The organism is Nocardia takedensis NBRC 100417 (assembly GCF_000308695.1).
GTDB classification, from domain to species: domain Bacteria; phylum Actinomycetota; class Actinomycetes; order Mycobacteriales; family Mycobacteriaceae; genus Nocardia; species Nocardia takedensis.
Genome location: NZ_BAGG01000266.1, coordinates 192,531 through 215,318 on the forward strand (window position 1 = coordinate 192,531; position 22,788 = coordinate 215,318).

Sequence of the window (22,788 nt, forward strand, 5' to 3'; positions counted from 1 at the left end):
ATCCATGACGGACGACCAGAAGATGCTCGACTACCTCAAACGAGTCACGGTCGAGTTGCAGGCGGCGCGCAGGCAGATCCAGGACTCCGAGGACCGGACCCACGAACCGATCGCCGTGGTCGGGATGTCGTGCCGCTATCCCGGTGGCATCGATTCCCCCGAACGGCTGTGGGATCTGGTGGCCGAGGGCGGCGACGCGATCGCCGATTTCCCCCGCGACCGCGGGTGGGATGTGGACGGACTCTACGACCCCGACCCCGACCATCCCGGAACGACCTACACCCGGCAGGGCGGATTTCTCGCCGGGGCAACAGATTTCGACGCCGAGTTCTTCGGCGTCGGCCCGCGCGAGGCGCTGGCGACCGACCCGCAACAGCGTCTGCTGCTGGAGGGGACCTGGGCGGCGCTGGAATACGCGGGCATCGACCCGATCGCGCTGCGCGGCAGCGACAGTGGCGTGTTCATCGGCGGATCCACCTCGGATTACGCCCATCTGGCGCGCTCGAGCGGCACCGATCTGGGCGGCTACTGGGGTATCGGCACGGCGGGCAGCGTCCTGTCGGGGCGGCTGGCCTACTCCTTCGGGCTCGTCGGCCCGGCGGTGACGGTGGACACCGCGTGCTCGTCCTCGCTGGTGGCCGCGCATCTGGCGATGCAGTCGTTGCGACGCGGCGAATGCGGTCTCGCCATCGCGGCAGGCGTCGCGGTGAACGCGACTCCCGGTGTGTTCGTGGAGTTCTCGCGGCAACGTGGGCTCGCCCCCGACGGCCGGTGCAAATCCTTCGCCGCGGGCGCGGACGGGACCGGATGGTCCGAGGGTTTGGGCGTGCTGGTGCTCGAACGGCTCTCGGACGCGCGCCGCCACGGGCACACCGTGCTGGCGGTGCTGCGCGGGTCGGCGGTGAACCAGGACGGCGCGTCCAACGGCCTGACCGCGCCCAACGGTCCGTCACAGGAGCGCGTCATCCGCGCCGCGCTGGCGGACGCGCGACTGGGTACCGGCGACGTGGACGCCGTGGAGGCGCACGGCACCGGCACGGTGCTCGGCGACCCGATCGAGGCCCGCGCGCTCGCGGGCACCTACGGACTCGGCCGCGACGGCGAACCGCTGTGGCTCGGGTCGGTGAAGTCCAACATGGGCCACACCCAGGCCGCCGCGGGCGTGGCCGGGGTCATCAAGATGATCATGGCGATCCGCCACGGCGTGCTGCCCCGCACCCTGCACGTGGACACCCCCACCCCGAAGGTGGAATGGAGCGGGGCGGGCGTGCGACTGCTCACCGAGCAGCGCGCGTGGCCCGCGGCCGACCGGCCCAGGCGCGCGGGTGTGTCGTCCTTCGGCGTCTCCGGCACCAACGCGCACGTCATCGTGGAGCAGGCGCCGCCCGAACCGGTGGCCGACGCCGCCGTGCGCGAACTGCGTCCCGCCGAACCCGCCCCGCGCGTCTTCGCGGACGGCCCGGTGGTGTGGGTGCTCTCGGCGCGCTCGCCCGGTTCGCTGGCCGAACAGGCGCGGCGACTGCGGGAGCGGGTGCGCGCCGACGCGGACGCGGACGTGGTCGACATCGCGTACTCCCTGGCGACCGGCCGGGCTCGGCTGAGCCATCGCGCGGTGGTGGTGGGCACGGACCGGGAGGATCTGCTCGCGGGCCTGTCCGCGGTGGTCGAGGGCCGCGCCGACGTTCCCGAGCGCACGAGCGTGCGGGTGGTGACCGGCCGTTCCGACCGGACGGGCCGGGTCGGCTTCGTCTTCCCCGGCCAAGGGGCGCAATGGGACCGGATGGCGGTCGAACTGCTCGACACCTCACCGGTTTTCGCAGCACGCGTGGCCGAGTGCGCGACCGCGCTGGCACCGCATCTGGACTGGGATCTGCTCGACGTGCTGCGCGGCGCTCCCGGCGCGCCCACCTTGGAACGCGTCGATGTCGTTCAGCCCGTGCTGTTCTCGATGATGGTGTCACTGGCGGCGCTGTGGGAGTCCTTCGGCGTCCGCCCCGAAGGGGTGGTCGGCCACTCGCAGGGCGAGATCGCAGCGGCGTGCGTGGCGGGGGTGCTGTCGCTGGCCGACGCGGCCAGGATCGTCGCGGTGCGCAGTCAGCTCATCCAGCACGAGATCGTCGGCGCGGGCGCGATGCTCTCGATCGTGGAATCCGAGGCCACCGTGCGCTCGCTGCTCGACGGCGCCGCCGACAAGATCTCGATCACCGCGATCAACGGGCCGCAGTCGGTGGTGGTGGCGGGCGAACCGGCGGCGCTGGCACGCTTCGAGCGTGTCCTGGCGCGGGCCGGGATCATGCGCTGGATGGTGCCGGGCGTCGACTTCGCCGCCCATTCGCCCGCGGTGGCCGCGCTGGAGAACCGTCTGATCCGTGAACTGGCCTCGCTGTGGCCCCGCGAGGTCGAGGTGGCCTTCCACTCGACGGTCGTCGGCTCGGTGGTGCCCGCCGAAACCCTCGACGGCGCCTACTGGTACCGGAATCTGCGCGAACCGGTGCGCTACGAGGCCGCCACCCGGGCCATGCTGGCGGGCGGACACGATGTCCTGGTCGAGGTGAGCCCGCATCCGATCCTGACCTTGGGCACCGAGGAGACCATCGCCGACGCGGGTGTGCGGGCGGGGGTGATCGCCTCGCTGCACCGCGACGACGGCGGCGCGCACCGGATGCTGACCGCGCTGGCCGAGGCGTACGTGGCGGGCGCGGACGTGCGCTGGCCGGTGCTGTTCGAGGGCCGCGCGGTGCGGCGGGTCGACCTGCCCACCTATCCGTTCGAGCGCGAGCGGTTCTGGGCGGTGCCCGCCGAGACCGGCGACCTGCGCGCGTTCGGTCTGCGCGGCGCGGAACATCCGCTGCTGGCGGGTTCGGTGCGGTTGGCCAACGGCTCCGGCCGGTTGTGGACCGGCCGCTGGTCGGTGGACCGCTACCCGTGGCTGGCCGACCACTCGGTCTTCGGCGAGGTCGTGGTGTCGGGGACGACGCTGGTGGAACTCGCGGTCGCGGCGGGCGAGCGGGTCGGCAGCCCGGTGCTGGCCGAACTGGTGCTGGAGGCCCCGCTGATCGTGCCGGTCGGCGCGGCCGTCGCGGTCCAGGTCTGGGTCGGCGAACCCGATGCCGAGGGCCGCGCGGAGTTCAGCGTGCATTCCGGCGCGGACGACGACGCGGGCGCCTGGGTCCGGCACGCCACCGGCTCGCTGGGCGCCGAGGTCGCGCCCGTCGGGACGGCGACGGGCGACGGGTGGGGCGTGTGGCCGCCCGCGGGCGCGCGCGCCGTCGAGATCGGCGACTGGTACGACGCGCTGGCCGCGACCGGGATCGGCTACGGTCCGGCCTTCCGCGGTTTGAGCGCGGTCTGGCGCGACGACGAGGCGATCTACGCCGAGGTCGAGACCCCGGACGGCGCCGGGGGATTCCTGGTGCATCCGGCGGCCCTGGACGGCGCGCTGCACGCCGCGCTGCTCGACGCGGGCGGCTCGGACGTCACCGGCGAGGTCGCGTTGCCCTTCGCCTGGTCGGGCGTGCTCCTGCGGCAGGGGCACGAAACCGGGCCGCTGCGAGTGCGTTTGGCGCCCGCCGGTCAGGACGCGGTGAGCTTGGTCGCCACCGACGCGCGCGGCGACGTTGTCGTCTCGGTGGACTCGGTGTCCTCGCGGCGCATCTCGGCCGCGCAGTTGTCGGCCGCGCGTCCGCGTCGCGCCGAATCCCTGTACGTCCTCGACTGGGTCGGCGCGGGCGCGCCGCGACCGTCCGCCGAACCGCTGACCGTCCTCGCGGCGCACCTGGGCCCCGACTCGTTCGACGCCCAGGTGCGATGGCACGCCGAGGTGGCTTCGGTCGCCGTCGGGCCGGAGAAGCCGGAAACCGTTGTCGCGGTGCTGCCATCACCCGGTGACGTCCCGGTGCCCGAGGGCGTGCGACTGGTCACCGGCCGGGCGCTGTCGCTGCTGCGGGAGTGGCTGGGCACCCCCGAACTCGCCGAGACCCGACTGGTGGTGGCGACGCGCGACGCGGTCGCCGTGACGGCCGACGCGGCCCAGGATCTGGCCGCCGCGCCGGTGTGGGGTCTGCTGCGCAGCGCCCAGGCCGAGAATCCGGGCCGCTTCCTGCTCGCGGACGTCGACGTCGACCCGGCGGCGGACCCGGAGGGCTGGACGCGCGCGGTCCGGCTCGCGATCGGGGCGGACACCGATCAGCTCGCGGTGCGCGACGGGAAACTCCACCTGCCGAAACTGCGTGCGGCCTCCGGTGATTCGCAGGCCGAGGAGCTGTTCGACGGCGAGTCGACGGTGCTGATCACCGGCGGCGTCAGTGGTCTGGGCGCGCTGCTGGCCCGCCACTTGGTCACCGAGCGCGGCGTGCGGCACCTGGTGCTGGCCAGTAGGCGTGGTCCGGACACCGACGGCGCGGCGGCGCTGACCGAGGAATTGACCGGGCTGGGCGCGTCGGTGCGCGTCGCCGCCTGCGACGTGGCCGACCGCGACGCGGTCACGGCACTGGTCGACTCGATCGAACCCGGCGCGCCGCTGCGGGTGGTCGTGCACACCGCGGGCGTCCTGGCGGACGCCACGATCGGTTCGCTGACCGACGAACAACTGGACCTGGTGCTCGCGCCGAAGGTGGACGCCGCCTGGAACCTGCACGAGGCCACCGCGCATCACGACCTGCGCGGATTCGTCCTGTACTCCTCGGCCGCCGGTCTGCTCGGCGGTCCGGGGCAGGCGAACTACGCCGCCGCCAACGTCTTCCTGGACGCGCTCGCCCAGACCCGCCGCGCCGCGGGACTGCCCGGCACGTCGCTGGCGTGGGGTCATTGGGCCCTGGACACCGGGATGACCCGCGATCTGGGCGATCTGGACATGGTGCGGTTGGCGGCGCTCGGCGTCCTCCCGCTGTCCGGCGCGCAGGGGTTGGCCCTGTTCGACGCCGCGACCGCGTCGCGGGCCGCCGTTCTCAGCCCGATCCGGCTCGACGTCGGCGCGCTGCGGGCGATGGGCCGCGCCGGGACGCTGCCCGCCGCCTTCGACACCCTGATCCCCGTCGACGCGGCGGTGCGCGAGCGCGGCGAACCCGGCGCGAAACTGCGCGCCCGACTGGCCGAGGTGCCCGCGCACGAACGCGAGGACCATCTGCTGCGGGTCGTCGCCGACGACATCGCCGCCGTCCTGCACCACCGCGACGCGGGCGCGATCGATCCCGAACGCGCGCTGAAGGATCTGGGCTTCGACTCGCTGGCCGCGGTGCAGTTCCGCAACCGTCTCGGCGCGACCACCGGCCTCACCCTGCCCCCGACGCTGGTCTTCGACTATCCGACCGCGCGCGCGGTCACCGGGCGACTGCTGGAACTGCTCGAGCCCGCCCGCGCGGACCGGCCGCGGGTGCCGGTCGTGACCGGCGTCGCGGCCGACGAGCCGATCGCGGTGGTGGGGATGGCGTGCCGGTATCCGGGTGGCGTCACCTCCGGGCAGGCGCTGTGGGATCTGGTGGCGGGCGGGATCGACGCGGTCTCGGAGTTCCCGGACGACCGCGGCTGGGACGTCGAGCGCCTCTACGACCCGGACCCCGACCATCCCGGCACCACCTACTCCCGATCCGGCGGATTCCTCTCCGACGTCGCCGATTTCGACGCGGGCTTCTTCGGCATCGGTCCGCGCGAGGCGTTGGCGATGGACCCGCAGCAGCGGTTGTTGTTGGAGGGGGTGTGGGAGGCGTTCGAGGACGCGGGCATCGACCCGACTTCGGTACGCGGCAGCGAGACCGGCGTCTTCGCGGGCGTCATGCACCAGGACTACGAATCGCTGGCCCGCACCCGTCCCGATCTCGGCGGCTACTGGGGCGTCGGTTCGGCGGGCAGTGTCGCCTCGGGCCGTATCGCGTACTCCTTCGGGTTGGTCGGCCCGGCCGTGACGGTCGACACCGCGTGCTCGTCGTCACTGGTGGCCACGCATCTGGCGATGCAGTCGCTGCGCCGCGGGGAATGCGCGATGGCGCTGGCCGCGGGTGTGACCGTCAATTCCACGCCGACGGTCTTCGTCGAGTTCTCGCGCCAGCGCGCGATGTCGGTCGACGGCCGGTGCAAATCGTTCGCCGACGGCGCCGACGGGGCCGGGTGGTCGGAAGGCATGGGCGTGCTCGTGCTGGAACGGCTGTCGGACGCGCGCCGCAACGGTCACCCGGTGGTCGCCGTGCTGCGCGGGTCGGCGGTGAACCAGGACGGCGCGTCCAATGGCCTGACCGCCCCGAACGGGCCGTCCCAGGAGCGGGTCATCCGTGCCGCGCTGGCCGACGCGGGCCTCACGACGGCCGACGTCGACGCCGTCGAGGCGCACGGCACCGGCACCAGCCTCGGCGATCCGATCGAAGCGCAGGCGCTGATGGCGACCTACGGGCAGGGGCGCGCCGGACATCCGCTGTGGCTCGGGTCGATCAAATCCAATATCGGGCACAGTCAGGCGGCGGCGGGCGCGGCGGGCGTGATCAAGATGATCATGGCCATGCGCCACGGCGTACTGCCCAAGACGCTGCACGTGGACGCCCCCACCTCGAACGTGCACTGGCCGGAATCGGGTGTCGAACTGCTCACCGAGGCGCGGGCCTGGCCCGAGTCCGAGCGCCCGCGGCGCGCGGCGGTCTCCGCGTTCGGCGTCTCGGGCACCAACGCCCACATCGTCATCGAGCAGGCGCCCGCGCGGACGCCCGAGCCGTCGCCGCCCGCCGAACCGGACGCCCCGCCGGCCGGGCCGGTCGTCTGGGTGCTGTCGGCCCGTTCTGCGGGAGCACTCGCCGGACAGGCGCGCCGACTGCGCGAGCGCATCCTCGCCGATCCCGCGCTGGACCCGGTCGACGTCGGCTATTCGCTGCTGACCACCCGCGCGCGGCATCCGCACCGCGCGGTCGTGCTCGGCGAGGACCGCGCGGACCTACTCGCCGGACTCGACGCGGTTGTCGAGGGACGCACGGTGCTCGAGGAGCGCCCCGGAGCGCGGGTGGCGATGGGGCGCGCGCATCGCGCGGGCCGCGTGGGGCTGGTGTTCCCCGGCCAAGGCGCGCAGTGGCCCGGTATGGCGGTCGAATTGCTCACCGCCGCGCCAGTTTTCGCCAAGCGCATCGCCGAGTGCGAGCGCGCCTTGGCCCCGCACGTCGACTGGTCGCTGACGGCGGTGTTGCGCGGCGAACTCGGCGCGCCGTCGCTGGATCGCGTGGATGTGGTGCAGCCGGTGTTGTTCTCGATGATGGTGTCGTTGGCGGCGTTGTGGGAGTCCTTCGGGGTGCGGGCGGACGGGGTGGTGGGTCATTCGCAGGGTGAGGTGGCCGCGGCGTGTGTGGCGGGTCGGCTTTCGTTGGAGGACGCGGCGCGGATCGTGGCGGTGCGCAGTCGTCTGGTGCGGGAACTCGTGGTCGCGGCGGGTGGTACCGGCCGCATGATGTCGGTGGCCGAACCGGTGGACCGGGTGCGGGACCGGTTGCGGCGCTGGGACGACGGCGTTTCCGTGGCCGCCGTGAACGGCCCCGTGACGGTGACGCTGTCCGGTTCGGCCGAGGTCCTGGCCGAGGTGTACGACAGCTGTGTGGCCGACGGCGTCTGGGTGCGCTGGATCCCCGTGGACTACGCCTCGCATTCGGCCGAGGTCGACGTGGTGCGCGAACCGCTGGTGGCCGCGCTCGCCGGGCTGACGCCGACGCCCGAGGGCGGCGCGCGATTGTTCTCCACCGTGGTCGCCGACGGGGAGCCGGATCTGCTCGACGCGGGGTACTGGTTCCGCAACATGCGCGATCCGGTGCTGTTCGACACCGCGGTCCGCGCGATGGTCGACCAGGGCTACCGAACGTTCGTGGAGGCCAGTCCGCACGAGGTGCTGACGGTGCCGGTGGGGCAGTCGATCGAGGCGGCGGGCCTGGAACCGGGCGACGCGCGCGTCATCGGGTCGCTGCGCCACGACGACGGCGGCGCGGATCGCTTCCTGCTGTCGCTGGCCGAGGCGTTCGTGGCGGGTGTGGAGGTGCGCTGGTCGACGCTGTTCGCCGGCCGCGACGCCCGCCGGGTGGACCTGCCGACCTACGCCTTCGACCGCGAGCGGTTCTGGATCGACGGGGCCGTCGACACGGCCGCGGTCCAGGGCCCGGAGCGGGCGCTGTGGGAGTCGGTCGAGCGCGGCGACGTCGCGGAGTTCGCGCGCGTGCTCGAGGTCGACACCGAGGCGGAGGCGGGGGCGCTGGACACGGCCCTGACCCTGCTGTCCCGGTGGCGCGCGGGTCACCGTCCCGGCAACGCCGAATCCTGGCGTTATCGCGTCGAGTGGACACCCGCCGGGTTCGCCGAACCCGCCGACGGCGAATGGCTGGTCCTGCTGCCCGCCGGTCACGAGGGCGCGCGGGATAGCGTGCGCGCCTTGGAGGACATCGGCGTGCAGCCCACGGTGCTCGAGATCGACACGGCCAGCGTGGATCGCGCTTCCCTGGCGCGCGCGCTCGAGGCCGTCAAGAGCGAGCACGTCGTCGGCGTGCTCTCGCTGCTCGGCCTCGACGCCCGAGCGAACGGCGAATTCCCGTGGATCGAGGCGGGCGCGGTGGCGACCGTCCTGCTCACCCAGGCGCTCGGCGACGCGGGTTTCGCGGCGCCGCTGTGGGTGGCGACCCGCGGGGCCGTCGCACTCGGCGACGAAGCGCCCGCCGATCCCGCCCAGGCCGCGCTGTGGGGTTTCGGCCGCATCGCCTGCCTGGAACTGCCCGACCGCTGGGGCGGATTGCTCGACCTGCCCGAGACGCTGGACGCGGCGGGCGCGCGGGCGGTGCTCGCGGCGCTGGGCAACCGCGACGGCGAGGACCAGATCGCGGTGCGCGCGGACGGCGCGCACGTGCGCAGGCTGCGGCGCGAACGCGCGCAGGGACCCGGCGCGGCGGGCTGGCGGCCGGGCGGGACCGCACTGGTGACCGGCGGGACGGGCGCGCTCGGCGGCCACGTCGCCCGCTGGCTCGCCGCCGAGGGCGTCGAGCACCTCGTGTTGCTCAGCCGCGGCGGCATGGCCGCGGACGACGCCGAAGCGCTCGGAGCCGACCTCGCCGCGCACGGTACGACGCTGGCTGTCGAGACCTGCGATGTCGCCGACTTCGACGCGCTGTCCGCGCTGTTCGACCGCTTGCGCGCGGACGGCCGCGACCCGCGCACCGTCGTGCACTGCGCGGGCATCGCCGAACCGGTCGCCGTCGAGGCGATGACACCGGCGACGCTGGCCCAGGACATGGCGGCCAAGACCGTCGGCGCGCGGAATCTGGCGCGCCTGATCGATCCGGCCGATCCGGCAGTGTTGGCGCTGTTCAGTTCCGGCGCGGGTGTGTGGGGCAGCGGTCTGCTCGCCGGATACGGCGCGGCCAACGCCTACCTCGACGCCTTCGCCCACCGGTTGCGCGCCGACGGCATCCCGGCGACCGCCGTCGCCTGGGGCGCCTGGGCGGGCGAGGGGATGGGAGCCGACGAGGTGGGGCGGGAACTGCGCCGCCGCGGCATCGTCGGGATGGCCCCGGAACGGGCGGTGCGCGAACTGCATCGGGCACTCGGCAACGACGCGACCACTACGGTGGTCGCCCACATCGACTGGCCCGCGTTCTTCGAGGCGTTCGCCGTCCGCAGGCCCAGTCGACTGCTCGAGGAACTGTCCGGGGTGGCGGCGACGCAGACGGCGCGGCCCGCGGTCGAGCTGATCGACGGCTTGGCCGACATGCCCGCCCGTCAACGCGCGAAAGTGCTGCGCCGCACCGTGCTCCAGCACGCGGCGGCCGCGCTGGGCTACACCGACACCGCGCCCCTGACCGCCGACGCCACCTTCCAGGAACTCGGGTTCGACTCGATCGCCCTGGTGCAGACGGTGCGCAGGCTCTCCGAGGCCACGGGCGCGCAACTGCCGACGACGGTGATCTTCGACCATCCGACGCCGCAGCGATTGGCCGAACACCTCGACAGCCTGATCACCGCCCGTCGGCCCGCCGCGGCGGGGACGGACCGCGTCGGTGATCTGGCGGACTGGCTGCGCGGCCTGGAACCCGGTGGCGCGGAGCACGCGGAGGCGGTGCGTCGCCTGACGGACCTGATCGGCGCACCGACGGGCACCGGGAACGGTGCCGCCGAGAACAACGGCGCGGCCGCCGATTTCACCGGCCTGTCCGACGACGAGCTGTTCGACTTCGTCGACGACGAGCTCGGTCTGTCCTGAGGCGGGCCGGTGGGAGCCATACCGGAACAGAGATGAGGCTCGAGTGGACGAGAACACCCAGAAACTCCGGGAGTACCTGCGCAAGGTCACCGCGGAACTGCATTCCTGCCGCGCGCAGTTGCGCGAGGCCCGCGAGACGGTGCGCGAACCGATCGCGGTGGTCGGCATCGGCTGTCGCTATCCCGGGGGCATCACCTCACCGGAGGATCTGTGGCGACTGGTCTCCGAGGGGCAGGACGCGATCTCGGCGCCGCCGATGGACCGCGGCTGGTTCCCTGACCCCGCCGCGGTGGCGTATCTGCGGCAGGCAGCGGGCGGATTCCTCTACGACGCGGGCGATTTCGACGCCGAGTTCTTCGGGATGACACCGGAGGAGGCGCGCGCGACCGATCCGCAGCAACGCCTGCTGCTCGAGGTCGCCTGGGAGGCGATCGAACGGGCCTGCATCGATCCGAAATCTCTGCGCGGCAGCCGGACCGGCGTCTACATCGGCGCGTTCTACCGCCTGTACGCGGCCACCGCCTCACTGTTCGACGATCCGGACGACCACCTGGTCACCGGCGTGGCGGGCAGCGTCATGTCGGGCCGGGTCGGCTATGCGCTGGGGTTGGAAGGCCCCGCCGTCACCGTGGACACCGCGTGCTCGGCCTCCCTGGTCGCGGTGCACATGGCCTGCCAGTCGCTGCGTCTGGGCGAGAGCGAACTCGCGCTGGCGGGCGGCGTCGCGGTCAACGCGACACCGCACATGTACACCGAATTCGCCCGGTCGATCGGGCAGGCCCCGGACGGTCGCTGCCGTTCCTTCGCCGCCGACGCCGAGGGCACCGGGTGGAGCGAGGGCGTGGGCGTGCTGGTGCTGGAACGGCTCTCGCGCGCCCGCGCCAACGGACATCCGGTGCTGGCGGTCATCCGCGGGTCGGCGACCAACCGGGTCGGCGCCTCCAACGGTCTGGCCGCGCCGAACGGGCAGAGTCAGCAGCGGGTGATCCGCCAAGCGCTCGCGGACGCCGGTCTCGGCCCCGAGGACGTCGACGTCATCGACGCGCACGGTTCGGGGACCCGACTGGGCGATTCGATCGAGGCGCACGCCCTGCAAGCGGCCTACGGCAGTGGGCGTCCCGCCGACCGACCGCTGCTCATCGGGTCGGTGAAATCCAATATCGGCCACGCGCAGTCCTCCAGCGGGATCGCCGGGATCGTGAAGCTGATCGAGTCCATGCGGCACGGGGTCGTCCCGAAGACGCTGCACGCGGACGACCCGTCCCCGGATATCGACTGGTCGAGCGGCACACTGGAACTGGTCACCGAGAACGCGCCGTGGCCCGCGCACGACCGCCCGCGCCGTGCGGCGGTGTCCTCGTTCGGCATCTCCGGCACCAACGCCCACATCATCCTGGAATCCGCGCCGGACCAGGCGGACGAACCGGCCGACGGAACCACGGAGATCCCGGTCGTTCCGTGGACCATCTCGGCGGCGAGCCCGCGAGCTCTGGCCGCGCAGGCACGGCGGCTCCTCGAGCACCTGGCGGTCCATCCCGACCCGAGCGCGGTCGATCTCGGATACTCACTCGCGACGACCCGCGCGCATCTGACCCATCGCGCCGTCGTCCTGGCCGAGGACCGCGACGCCGCGCTCGCCGCGCTCACCGCGCTCGCCGACGGTGTGGACGGCGCGGTGATCCGCGGGACGGCGGGCGAGGAACCCGGTGTGGCGCTGGTCTTCCCCGAGACCGCCGAACCGGACGACTCGCTGCGCGTGTTCCCCGTCTACGCGCGGACCTTCGACGACATCCGGCACCGCATCGCCGGATCGGCCGGCGAGATCGGCAAGGAGTCCTCGACCTTCGCGCACGAACTCGCCGTCGCCGCGCTCTACGAATCCTGGAATCTGACACCGGAAGTCGTGACCGGCCGCGGCGTCGGGGAGATCGCGGCGGCCCACGTCGCGGGCATCCTGTCGCTCGCGGACGCCTGCCGGTTGGCCGCGGCCCGTTCGGCGGACGCGCGGGAGATCGACGCCGCGGCGCGCGCCGTGGAATTCTCCGCACCGCACCTGCCGATCGTGGCGAGCGTCGCCGAGGACCCGGCGCGCCTGCGGACCCCGGACTACTGGATCGGCCAGGTCCTCGAGGCGGCGCGGACCGATCTCACCGCGGCCCTGCGGGCCGAGGGCGGCGGGCACACCGTCGAGGCCGACACACGCGACATCCGGGCCGCGATGGAGACTGCGGCCCGGATGCATTGTGCGGGAGCGGAGATCGACTGGTCGGCGCTGTTCGCGGGATTCGGTGCGGTGCGCGTCGCGCTGCCGACCTATCCGTTCCAGCGCGACACCTACTGGTGGACCGCGTCGGTGGCCACGCGCTGAGAATGACCGAGATCAGGGGACACGAGCCGCAGCGCGGCGGGCGGTTCGTGGACCTCCGGCACCAGGTGCAGGCGGCTCAGCTCCTGCTGGGCGGGCGGCAGTTCGGCGCGGCAGGCGCACGGATCGTCGGTGTACCCCGCGAAGCGGTAGGTGATGTCCATGATCCGATTGCGTTCGGTCGCGCGGAAATCGGCGATGAGGTGCACCTCGTTGCGGGCGGCCTGGGTGGCGATCCACTCCAGGATCGCCGACCCGGCGCCCAGGGAGACCACCCGGCACGAGGTCGCCAACAGCTCGAGATGCCACACCGAGTCGAACTTCTCCAGCAGCACGATGCCGATCGCGCCGTACGGGCCGAAACGGTCCGACATCGAGGCCACCAGCAGTTCGTGACGCGGCGAGTCGACCAGGGTCCGCAGCGTCTCCTCCGGATAGAACACGCCGGTGGTGTTCATCTGGGTGGTGCGGACCGTGAGCTCCTCGACCCGGGCCAGATCGGCTTCGGCGGCGCGGCCGATGCGCAGTTCGAGTTCCAGTGTCTGCAAGAAAGCGTGGTCCGGGCCCTGGAAACTCTCCCGTTCGGCGTCGCGGCGGAAGTTGGCCTGATACATCGTGCGCCGCCGCCGCGAGTCCACGGTGACGGTGGCCGGGGTGAACTCCGGCAGCGAGACCAACTCGGCGAGCTGTTCGGCGGTGTAGCAGCGCACCTCGGGCAGGTGGTACTGCACCTCGGCCCGCTCGGTCGGCTGATCGTCGATGAACGCGATCGCCGAGTGGGCGAACTTCAGTTCCTTCGCGATCTGTTCGACCGACCGCGATTTCGGACCCCAGCCGATCTTGGGCAGCACGAAGAACTCGGCCAGTCCCAGCTCCTCGAGTCGCCGCCAGGCGTCCTCGTGATCGTTCTTGCTGGCGATCGAATGCAGGATGCCGCGCTGGTCGAGGGTTTCCAGGGTGTCGCGCACCGTGTCGAACAGCGCACCCGCGCTGCCCTCGAGCAGGGTGCCCGTCCACAGCGTGTTGTCGAGATCCCAGACGAGGCATTTGATGGGGGAGGTTTCCGCGGTCATGAGGCAAGCCCTTCGACGGTGTCACTTCCGGATGTCTTGATCGCGTGGTCGGCGAGCATCACCTGGCAGATCTCGTTGCTGCCCTCGATGATCTCCATGAGTTTGGCGTCGCGGAAGGCGCGGGCCACCACGCCGTGGTCGTCCGCGCCGGCCGAGGCCAGCACCTGCATCGCGGACGCGGCGCCCGCGGCCGCGTGTCGGGCGCTGGTGTACTTGGCCAGCACCGTGGCGGCCACGACCTCCGGGGAGTTCGCGTCCCAGCAGCGGCTGGCGTGTTCGCAGGCGCGGGTCGCGGCCTGCTCGGAGACGTACAGTTCGGCGATGTGCCGCGCGACGAGTTGGTGCTGGTCCAACGGCACGCCGAACTGTTCACGGGTGTGGGCGTGTTCGGCCGCGGCGGCCAGGCACGCGCGCAGGATGCCGACGCAGCCCCACGCCACCGAGAACCGGCCGTACGCCAGCGCCGCGGTCACCAGGAAGCTCAGCGGCGGCCCGCCGCCGCCGAGGATGTTGGCCGCGGGCACCCGCACCCCGTCGAGGTCGATGTGCGCGTGGCCCGCCGCCCGGCAGCCCATCGGGGCGCGGACCGGGTCGAGTCGGACGCCGGGGGTGTCGGTGGGCACCAGAACCGCCGCGCCGCCGTCGCCGAACTGCCCGAACACCACCAGCACGTCGCTGGAGACCGCGGCGGTGGTCCACCGCTTGCGGCCGTCGATCACCACCGTGTCGCCGTCGGGGCGGATCCGGGTGCTCATCGCCGCCAGATCGCTGCCCGCGCCCGGTTCGGACATGGCCACCGCGGCCAAGCGGCCCGCGACCAGTTCGCTCAGGTGCTCGCGGCGCTGGGCGCGCGAGCCCAGGCGACGGATCGACCAGGCCGCCATGCCCTGGGAGGTCATCACGCTGCGCGTCGAACTGCACAGCGCGCCCGCGAAGGCGGTCAGCTCACCGTTGTCCAGACTCGTCAGTCCGAGGCCGCCGAACTCCGAATCCACCTGTGCGCACAGCACTCCCGCCTTGCCGAGGCCGCGCAGGACCTCGATCGGCACGGCGCCTTCGGCGTCCCAGGCGTCGGCGTGATCGGCGACCGCGGCGCGCACCAGGGCGCGTGCTTCGGCCGACCGGTCAGGCATCGAGACTCTGCTCCTCTTCGGCGCGCAGGCGCAGGACGAGTTCCACCATGCGCGCGACCGAGCGGAAGTTCTCCAGCTTCAGGTCAAGGCCGACGATGGCGATGTCGAAGCGGCCCTCCAGGAACACCACCAACTCCATGGCCAGCATCGAGGAGGACAGGCCGGTCTCGACCAGGTCCTGATCCACGGCCACGACGGTCTTGGTCTTGGTCTGCAAGTAGTCGATCAGGGCCTTCTCCACGTCGCCGTCGGTCACCGAGGTGGAGGTGGTGGGTACGTCGCTGGTCATGTCGCCATCCCGTCGTAGGTGTAGAAACCGGCACCGGTCTTCTGACCGAGGTCGCCCCCGCGCACTTTCTCCAACAGCGCCTCGCAGGGGCGGAAGCTGTCGTCGCCGAGGCGCTCGGCCAGCACGTTCAGCGAATCGGCGAGGTTGTCCAGGCCGATCAGGTCCGCGGTCCGCAGCGGCCCGGTCGGATGGCCGAGGCAGCCCTGCATGAGGGCGTCGACATCCGCCGCGCTCGCCACGCCTTCGCCGACCAGGCGCGCGGCCGCGTTGATCATCGGGTGCAGCAGCCTGCTGGTGACGAAGCCGGGGGAGTCGTCGACCACGATGCTGCGCCTGCCGAGTCGGTCCAGCAGCGCCGTGACCGCCGTCATCGCGGCCTCGCCCGAGCGCGGTCCGCGGATCACCTCGAAGGTCTTGATCAGATACGGCGGATTCATGAAGTGGATCCCGACGAGTTGCTCGGGCCTGGTCACCGCGGTGGCCAGTTCGGCGATCGGGATGCTCGAGGTGTTGGAGATCAACAGGGTGTCGTCGGCCGCGACCGCCGAGACCTCGGCGAGCAGTTTGCGTTTGAGATCGACGTCCTCGGTGATGGCCTCGACGGCGGCCGCCGAGTCGATGCGGCCCTCGGTCGAGGTCGCCGTGGTCAACTCGCCGAATTCCACGTCGGCGGGCAACGCGCTCATCATCTGCGCGTGCCGCAATTGTTTCTTCACGGTCGTCCGCGCGCGCTCGAGCGCGGCGGGGTCGAGATCGATGAGATGCACCGGTATTCCGTGGCCGACGGCCAGGGTCGTGATACCCGATCCCATGACGCCCGCGCCGAATACCGTAATTCCTCGGGTCATCGAACCTCCCTTTTCCGCTATCGCTTGCGCGCGAGTGTGATGCCGTCGGCCATGACCAGCAGCGAGGTGTCGACGCGGCTGTCGTCGGAAATCCGACTGTTGAGTACGCGCACCGCCGCGGCCTCGGGGTCCGTCGCCTCCGGATCGATGACACGTCCACGCAACAACGTGTTGTCGATGACGATCAGACCGCCCGGCCGCAGCAGTGTCAGGGCGGATTCGTAATACTCCGGATAGTTGACCTTGTCGGCGTCGATGAAAACCAGGTCGAACGAATCGGCGCCGAATTCGTCGGCCAGCTCGCCGAGCGTTTTCAACCCGTCGCCGATGCGCGACTCGATCCGGTCGGTCACGCCCGCGCGCTGCCACGCCTCTTCGGCGATGCCGAGCCAGCGGGCGGAGTTGTCGCAGGTGACGACCTTGCCACCGGGTTCGAGGGCCTCGGCCATCGCCAGCGCGCTGTACCCGGTGAAGGTGCCGAGGTCCACGACCCGCGCGGCACCGCACAATTTGACGAGAAGTGCGAGCAGTTGTCCTTCTTCCGGCATCAGTTGCATTGCCGTACCCAGGGGCAGTCCCGCGGTCGTCTCCCGGAGTTCGCGTAGGACCGGATCCTCGCGCAGGGAAATATCGCGGACATATGCCATCAACGCATCGGACACTTCCACCTGATCAGCCATGGATCACCTCGGACGGTAGGCAGCAGTGGCCAGCCTGCGCAGCAGCGCACGGACCGGCCTTGATTCGACGGTAGGCGCTGTGCGCGGCCCGCCTCAAATCTCCCGACGCCGGGAGGCGGGATCTCCCGACGTCGGGAGATTCGTTGCCGCCGTACCTGATCCGGCCGTCGGAAGTTTACGGTCGCTCGCGGGCTGCGGTAGATTGCTCGTGTCAGGACCTGGGTGTACGGCGAATAGTGCCGCACTCGTCTTTGTCAATGGAGTTCCACAATTATCCAAGCTCTTCGGCGATGCCGATTCGAATCGGTTGGATGATGGTGCGGATATGTGACGAGTCCCGTGACGCGACTCGATTCAGGAGGTAATTGCATTGATTACGATCGGCGAAGTCGAAGCCCTCATCCGCCGACAACTGCGTGGCAAACAATCCAAGGACATCGTCATCGACGAGACCACCGAATTCCGCGACATCGGGCTGTCGAGCCTGCAGATCGCGGAAGTGGTGTTCAGCCTCGAGGAGGAGCACGAGGTCGAGTTCGACCCGGCCCGCTCCGCGGACGTGGTGACCCTGGGTGACCTCGTCCGCCTCGGCAACGAAGCGATCGCAGGCCGCGAGGCCGTGGCGGAAGGACAGGCCGGTGGACGGGCGTGACCATTACGGCTTCATCCTGGCCTCCTCACTGTTGCCGTTCCTCGGCGTCCTCGCCGCGATCGTGCTGCTGTGGAACAAGTACGTGGGGGTCTCGGATCTGATCGCGTTGGCGATCATGTACTCGATCGCCATCCTGGGCATCTCGGCCGGCTACCACCGGTTGCTGACCCACCGGGCGTTCGCCACCTCGCGGCCGATCAAGATCTTCCTGGCCGTGGCGGGCACGATCGCCGGACAGGGCCCGGCCCTGATCTGGTGCGCCCATCACCGGCGTCACCACCGCGTGGCCGACAAGCCCGGCGACCCGCACAGCCCGTACCTCGATCACGAGCCGGGCATTCGCGGTGCGCTGCAAGGGCTCTGGCATTCGCACCTGGGTTGGCTGTTCGACAAGGACCTGACCTCCGATCCGATCCGGTACTGCCCGGATCTGGCGCGGGACCGCGACATCCGTTTCGTCTCCCTGCATTTCGTGGAGATCGTGATCGCGGGCATCGTGCTGCCCGGTCTGATCGGCTTCGCCATCGCCCAGACCTGGCAGAGCTTCCTCACCGGCATGCTCTGGGGCGGCCTGGTGCGCATCTTCCTGGCCAATCACGTGACCTACGCGGTCAACTCGATCGGTCACTACTACGGCCGCCGCCGGTTCGACACACCCGACGAATCGCGCAACGTGGCCTGGCTGTCGATCCCGTCCTTCGGCGAGGCGTGGCACAACAACCACCACGCGTTCCCGAAGGCCGCCTTCCACGGATTCCGCTGGTGGGAAGTCGATCTGACGGCCATCTTCATCCGGTCGCTGGAGGTCACCCGGTTGGCCTGGGACGTGGTGCGCATCCCGCAGGATCGCATCGACGCCCGCGCGGCGGGCCTGGCCCGCACCGGCGGCGGTCGTCTGGCGCCCGCCGCGCCCGCCAAACCGCTGGCCGAGCGGCCCACCGCCGACGGAACCGCCGATGTCGAGTGAACGACGTTCCGGCCCGGCGCTGTGGGACCGGCTGACCGGCGGCGCCGGGAAGTTCCGGAACTCCCTGCACTGCTGGGTCGGCGATCGTTACCAGGAGTCGAGCTGGGACGAGGTGATCCGCGACGCGGAGGCGACCACGGCGGGTCTGCGCAACGCCGGGGTGCGCCCCGGCACGCGGGTCGCCGCCGTGTTCACCAACAACCCGCACGTCGTGCGCGGGTTGCTGGGCGTGTGGTTCGCGGGCGGGTCGGTGGCCTCGCTGCCGGTCCCGGCCCGCGGCATGACCTTCGAGGAGTACGCCGACCAACTGGCCGTCATCGGCGACCAGCTCGAGCCGGTGGTGTTCCTGATCGAGGAGAAACTGCTGGGCCTGCTGCCGGATTCGCTCACCGCGCGATTCCCGTTCCGCACCTGGGAGTCCTTCGCCGACAGCGGCCGGGTCGAGCCCTCGCCGCCCGGCGAGGACGAATTGGCCTTCATCCAGTACTCCTCGGGCAGCACCAGTTCCCCGAAGGGCTGCACGCTGACCCCGCGCGCGATCGCGGCGCAACTCGACATCATCGCCGACCTGATCGACGCGCGGCCGCACCGGGACGTGTTCGTCTCGTGGCTGCCGCTCTCGCACGACATGGGTCTGTTCGGCGGTCTGCTCTCCTCGTGGGGCAACGACTTCTCGCTGTACCTGTCCACACCGGAGCGGTTCACCTTCTCCCCGGGGTCCTGGTTTTCGGACATGGCGGAATTCGGCGGGCGTTCCAGCGCGGGGACCAACACGGCCCTGTATCTGGCGGCGCGCGCGGCCAAGCGCGGCCGGAGCATGCCCTCCGGCGGTCTGGGTACGGTGGAGAACTGCATCATCGGCGCGGAGCGGGTCGAATGGGAGACGCTGAACTTCGCGGCGGAGTCCATGGCCCCCTTCGGGTTGCGTCCCGAGGGCATCGTGCCCGCCTACGGACTGGCCGAGGCGACACTGGCCGTGACCTACATGCACAAGGGCGCCGAGCCCTGGCGGCGGGTGGTGGTCGACGCGACCGCGCTGGCCGACTCCGAACTGGTCGAGGTCGAGGCCGATCATCCGCTCGGCGCGGCCGTGGTCAGCGCCGGACTGCCCTGTCAGGACGTCGAACTGATCGATACGGGCAACGGTCGACTCGAGGAGATCGTGGTGCGTTCGCCCAGTCTGGCCACCGGCTACTGGGCCGACGAACTGCGTACCGCCGAGACCTTCCGCGACGGCGCCCTGCACACCTCCGACCTGGGGTTCGTCAAGGACGGCCATCTCTACCCGGTCGGCCGCATGGACGATCTGATCTCGATCTCGGGCCGCAAGGTCTACGCGCGCGAGGTGGAGAGCGTGGTCGACGGTATCGACGGGGTGCGCCGCGGGTGTTCGACGCTGGTCGCGCACCGCGCGGGGACCGCCCAGCGGTTGACGTTGTTCATCGAGGTCAGCGGCAAGGAGACCGACTATCACGACGTGGCCTCGGCCGCCGCCGTCGCCGCCATGTCCAAAGCGGCTGTGGCGCTGGACGAATGCGTGTTCCTCGGTCGCGACAGCCTGCCCAAGACGCCGACCGGCAAGATCCAGCGGCACCGGTGCCGGAACATGTTCGAGGCGGGGCGATTCGAGCCGCTGGCCGTAGTCGATCTGACGAGGATGTGATCACATGGTGCGCACCGCACTGCTCACGGGTGTCTCCGGCGTGGTCGGCCGCGCGGTCGCCGCGGAACTGCGCGATTTCCACGTCGTCGGACTGGCGCATTCGGCCACCGATGTCACCGAAGCCGACGAGGTCCTGACCGCGGACCTGCGCGAACCGCTGCTCGGCCTGGACGAGCGGACCTGGCACGAGCTGGCCGAGCGGGTCGACGTCGTCATCCATTCCGGCGCGCTGACCAACTGGGGTCAGCCGCGCGAGATCTATCAGGGCATCAACATCGACGGCACCGCGCGGGTCCTGGAGTTGGCCAAGGCCGCGGACGCGCCGGTGCACATGATCAGTTCGTGCTTCGTGCACGCCATCGAACTGGGCCGGATCGACGATCTGCGTCCCGGCAACGTGGTCACCCCCTACATCTGGTCCAAGCTCGAAGCCGAACATCTCGTGGAGCGCAGCGGCCTGCCGTACACGATCCACCGGCCCACCAACGTCATCGGCGATTCCAGAACCGGGGCCAGCAGTCGTCCGCAGATCGTCGTGCAACTCTCGGAGTGGCTGGCTCGCGGCAAGGCGCCCTACATCCCGGTGCATCCGGGCAACCTGATGGATTTCGTCCCGCTCGACGTCACCGCGCACGGCATCGCCCGCGCGGTGGAGGCCGACGCCACGGGGCGCACGCTGTGGCAGACCTACGGCCCCGAGGCGATGAGCGTCGACGAGGCGCAGCAGATCATGGTCGACCACGGCATCGCGCTCGGGCGCAAGATCGCGCCGGTGCCGGTGGTGGACCCCACCCTGCCGCTGCCGGTGCCGTTGGAACGGATCGCGCCGATGTCACGGACGTTCCTGCAAGTGCTCATCGATACCAGCGAGGTGACCAGCTACTGCGGCGGCGTGCTGCCGACCTCGCTGCCCGAACTGCGCGAGAAGTTCGACGTGCCCGCCGTCGACGACCGCGAGGCGTTCCGGCGCACCCTCGAGTACTGGGCGGGCCCGGCACTGGACTCCGATCGGAAGGAATCAGCGTGAGCGACACCGACACCGACAACGGTTGGCGGCCACCGGAACTGGCCTCGAAGGTCGCGATCGTCACGGGGGCCAGTCGCGGCGTGGGCCGCGGCATCGCGTTGGCGCTCGGCGAGGCGGGGGCCAAGGTCTACGTGACCGGTCGCAGCGTGCGCGGCGGCAAGACCACCGAGGATCTGCCCGGCACGATCGAGGACACCGCCGACGAGGTGACCGCGCGCGGCGGCCTCGGGGTGGCGGTGCGCTGCGATCACACCGTGGACGAGGACACCGAGAAACTGTTCGCCCAGGTCGAGGCGGCGGACGGCAAACTGGACCTGCTGGTCAACAACGCCTGGTCGGGCTACGAACGGTGGCCCGAGGCGAAGTTCGACGCGCCGTTCTGGAAGCAGCCGGCCTGGCGCTGGGAACTGTTCGCGGGTTCGCTGCGCGGGCAGTTCGTCGCCGCGAGACTGGCCGCGCCGCTGATGATCCCGAACAAGAGCGGGTTGATCGTCAACGTCTCGTTCACCGACGGGGACGTGTTCCTCGGCCAGACCGCCTACGACGTGTGCAAGACGGCCTCGGACCGCATGGTGGTCGGTCTCGGCTACGAACTGCGCAAGCACGGCGTCGGCGCGGTCGCGGTGCACCCGGGATTCGTGCGCACCGAACGGGTCGAGGCGGCGTGGGATCTGTTGGGGGAGGGGCCCGCCCAGGTCGTGCACACCCCGGAGTACGTCGGTCGCGCCATCGCGCACCTGACCGCCGACCCGGAGGTGGTCGAACAGTCCGGGCAGCGCCTGGCGGTCGGCGACCTGGCCGTGAAGTACGGGTTCTCCGATATCGACGGACGGCAGATCCCGCCGTTCCACCTGGAGGGCCGGATCACCTTGGCAGCCCGGATGGAGCGGCTCAACCGCGTCGTCGCGGCCGGACGTGAGGCAGGTGCGAAATGACCGCGGAGATCGACTACCTGGGCGCTTCGGCGGAGGCCATCCAGAGTCACTACGACGTCGGCAACGAGTTCTACGCCCTGTGGCTGGACACCTCGCTGACCTACTCCTGCGGGCTGTGGCTCGACCCGCACGGCACGGCGCCCGAGGACACCCTCGAGGCCGCCCAGGATCGCAAACACGATCTGCTGATCACCGAATCGCGCGCCGCGGGCGCGCGGCGGGTGCTCGACGTGGGCAGCGGGTGGGGCGCTTTGCTGCGCCGGTTGGTGCGCACCCACGACGTGGCATCGGTCACCGGCCTGACCCTGAGTCAGGCGCAGGCGGATTCGGTGGGGACCTGGGCCGACGAGCACTACGACGTCCGGGTGGAGAACTGGGCCGACCACCGGCCCGAATCCGGTTACGACGCGATCATCTCCATCGGCGCGTTCGAGCACTTCGCCGATATGGGCCTGCGGCGCGAACAGCGGGTGCAGGCCTACCGCGAGTTCTTCGCGCGCTGCCGCGAATGGCTGCCCCCGGGCGGGCGACTGGCGTTGCAGACCATGCTCAAGGGCAACAACACCCGGATGGACCGGCAGACCGTGCGCGATCTGCTGTTCATGATCGACACCATCTTCCCGGAATCCGAACTGCCGTGGCTCTCGGAGATCTTCGAGGCCAGCGAACGGTTGCTCGACGTGGTGTGGGTGCGCAACGACGCCGACCACTACGCGCGCACCTGCCGGGAGTGGAACCGGCGGATGCTGGCCAATCGCGCACTCGCCGAACGAGTGGTGAGCAACGAAGTGATCGACAACTACGAGCGCTACCTCAACGCGGCCGCCGACGCGTTCGAGAAACGGCACTTCGGCTTGGGTCGGTTGATCTTCGAACGGGTCTGAGCTCGCGCTGATCCCGGGCGGTGCCGGCCGCCCGGGATCAGCCGTCCCCGCCATCGTCTCCCCGGCATTCC

At 71.1% G+C, this 22,788-nt stretch carries 13 protein-coding genes; 8 read left to right on the forward strand and 5 right to left on the reverse strand.

Features of this window, described 5'->3' with window-relative positions; genetic code table 11:
• The first annotated feature begins 4 nt into the window (after positions 1-4).
• Positions 5-10,201, forward strand: coding sequence for a type I polyketide synthase (locus ON30_RS35675; protein WP_051030469.1), 10,197 nt, complete (start codon positions 5-7; stop codon positions 10,199-10,201).
• Positions 10,202-10,244: 43 nt separating this feature from the next.
• Positions 10,245-12,569 (forward strand): type I polyketide synthase, encoded by a 2,325-nt coding sequence (locus ON30_RS40800; protein ID WP_051030470.1) that lies wholly within the window; start codon positions 10,245-10,247, stop codon positions 12,567-12,569.
• Here ON30_RS40800 and ON30_RS35685 read toward each other — a convergent pair.
• From ON30_RS35685 to ON30_RS35705, 5 genes are read right to left on the reverse strand one after another with little or no spacing between them, the layout of a single operon-like run.
• Positions 12,536-13,639, reverse strand: coding sequence for an HAD-IIIC family phosphatase (locus ON30_RS35685; RefSeq protein ID WP_040714906.1), 1,104 nt, complete (start codon positions 13,637-13,639; stop codon positions 12,536-12,538). The genes ON30_RS40800 and ON30_RS35685 overlap by 34 nt on opposite strands.
• On the reverse strand, positions 13,636-14,772 hold the full coding sequence (locus ON30_RS35690; RefSeq protein WP_040714908.1) for an acyl-CoA dehydrogenase family protein: 1,137 nt from the start codon (positions 14,770-14,772) through the stop codon (positions 13,636-13,638). The genes ON30_RS35685 and ON30_RS35690 overlap by 4 nt, the downstream gene beginning before the upstream one ends.
• A complete protein-coding gene (locus ON30_RS35695) occupies positions 14,765-15,061 on the reverse strand; it encodes a phosphopantetheine-binding protein (RefSeq protein WP_040714910.1) in 297 nt (98 codons plus the stop codon). Before ON30_RS35695 ends, ON30_RS35690 begins: the two co-directional genes overlap by 8 nt.
• Positions 15,058-15,909 carry a 3-hydroxyacyl-CoA dehydrogenase family protein gene (locus tag ON30_RS35700; protein WP_040714913.1) on the reverse strand — a complete coding sequence of 284 codons (852 nt, stop codon included), beginning with the start codon at positions 15,907-15,909 and terminating at the stop codon, positions 15,058-15,060. Before ON30_RS35700 ends, ON30_RS35695 begins: the two co-directional genes overlap by 4 nt.
• Positions 15,910-15,926: 17 nt before the next feature.
• A complete protein-coding gene (locus ON30_RS35705) occupies positions 15,927-16,589 on the reverse strand; it encodes an O-methyltransferase (RefSeq protein WP_040714915.1) in 663 nt (220 codons plus the stop codon).
• 370 nt (positions 16,590-16,959) lie between these two features.
• Between ON30_RS35705 and ON30_RS35710 the strand changes: the two genes are divergently transcribed.
• The 6 genes from ON30_RS35710 to ON30_RS35735 are packed head-to-tail and all read left to right on the forward strand — an operon-like array spanning position 16,960 to position 22,717.
• Positions 16,960-17,241 carry an acyl carrier protein gene (locus tag ON30_RS35710; RefSeq protein WP_051030471.1) on the forward strand — a complete coding sequence of 94 codons (282 nt, stop codon included), beginning with the start codon at positions 16,960-16,962 and terminating at the stop codon, positions 17,239-17,241.
• Entirely contained in the window at positions 17,228-18,208 is a 981-nt protein-coding gene (locus ON30_RS35715; RefSeq protein WP_040714917.1) for an acyl-CoA desaturase, read from the forward strand. Before ON30_RS35710 ends, ON30_RS35715 begins: the two co-directional genes overlap by 14 nt.
• Positions 18,198-19,871: an AMP-binding protein gene (locus ON30_RS35720; protein WP_083911932.1), complete on the forward strand. Its 1,674-nt coding sequence runs from the start codon at positions 18,198-18,200 to the stop codon at positions 19,869-19,871. Before ON30_RS35715 ends, ON30_RS35720 begins: the two co-directional genes overlap by 11 nt.
• Positions 19,872-19,875: 4 nt before the next feature.
• Positions 19,876-20,898 (forward strand): SDR family oxidoreductase, encoded by a 1,023-nt coding sequence (locus ON30_RS35725; RefSeq protein ID WP_040714919.1) that lies wholly within the window; start codon positions 19,876-19,878, stop codon positions 20,896-20,898.
• The gene (locus ON30_RS35730) at positions 20,895-21,833 is read left to right on the forward strand and encodes an SDR family NAD(P)-dependent oxidoreductase (protein WP_040714920.1); all 939 of its coding nucleotides are present in this window, start codon (positions 20,895-20,897) and stop codon (positions 21,831-21,833) included. The genes ON30_RS35725 and ON30_RS35730 overlap by 4 nt, the downstream gene beginning before the upstream one ends.
• Positions 21,830-22,717 carry an SAM-dependent methyltransferase gene (locus ON30_RS35735; RefSeq protein WP_040714922.1) on the forward strand — a complete coding sequence of 296 codons (888 nt, stop codon included), beginning with the start codon at positions 21,830-21,832 and terminating at the stop codon, positions 22,715-22,717. The genes ON30_RS35730 and ON30_RS35735 overlap by 4 nt, the downstream gene beginning before the upstream one ends.
• Positions 22,718-22,788: the final 71 nt, after the last annotated feature.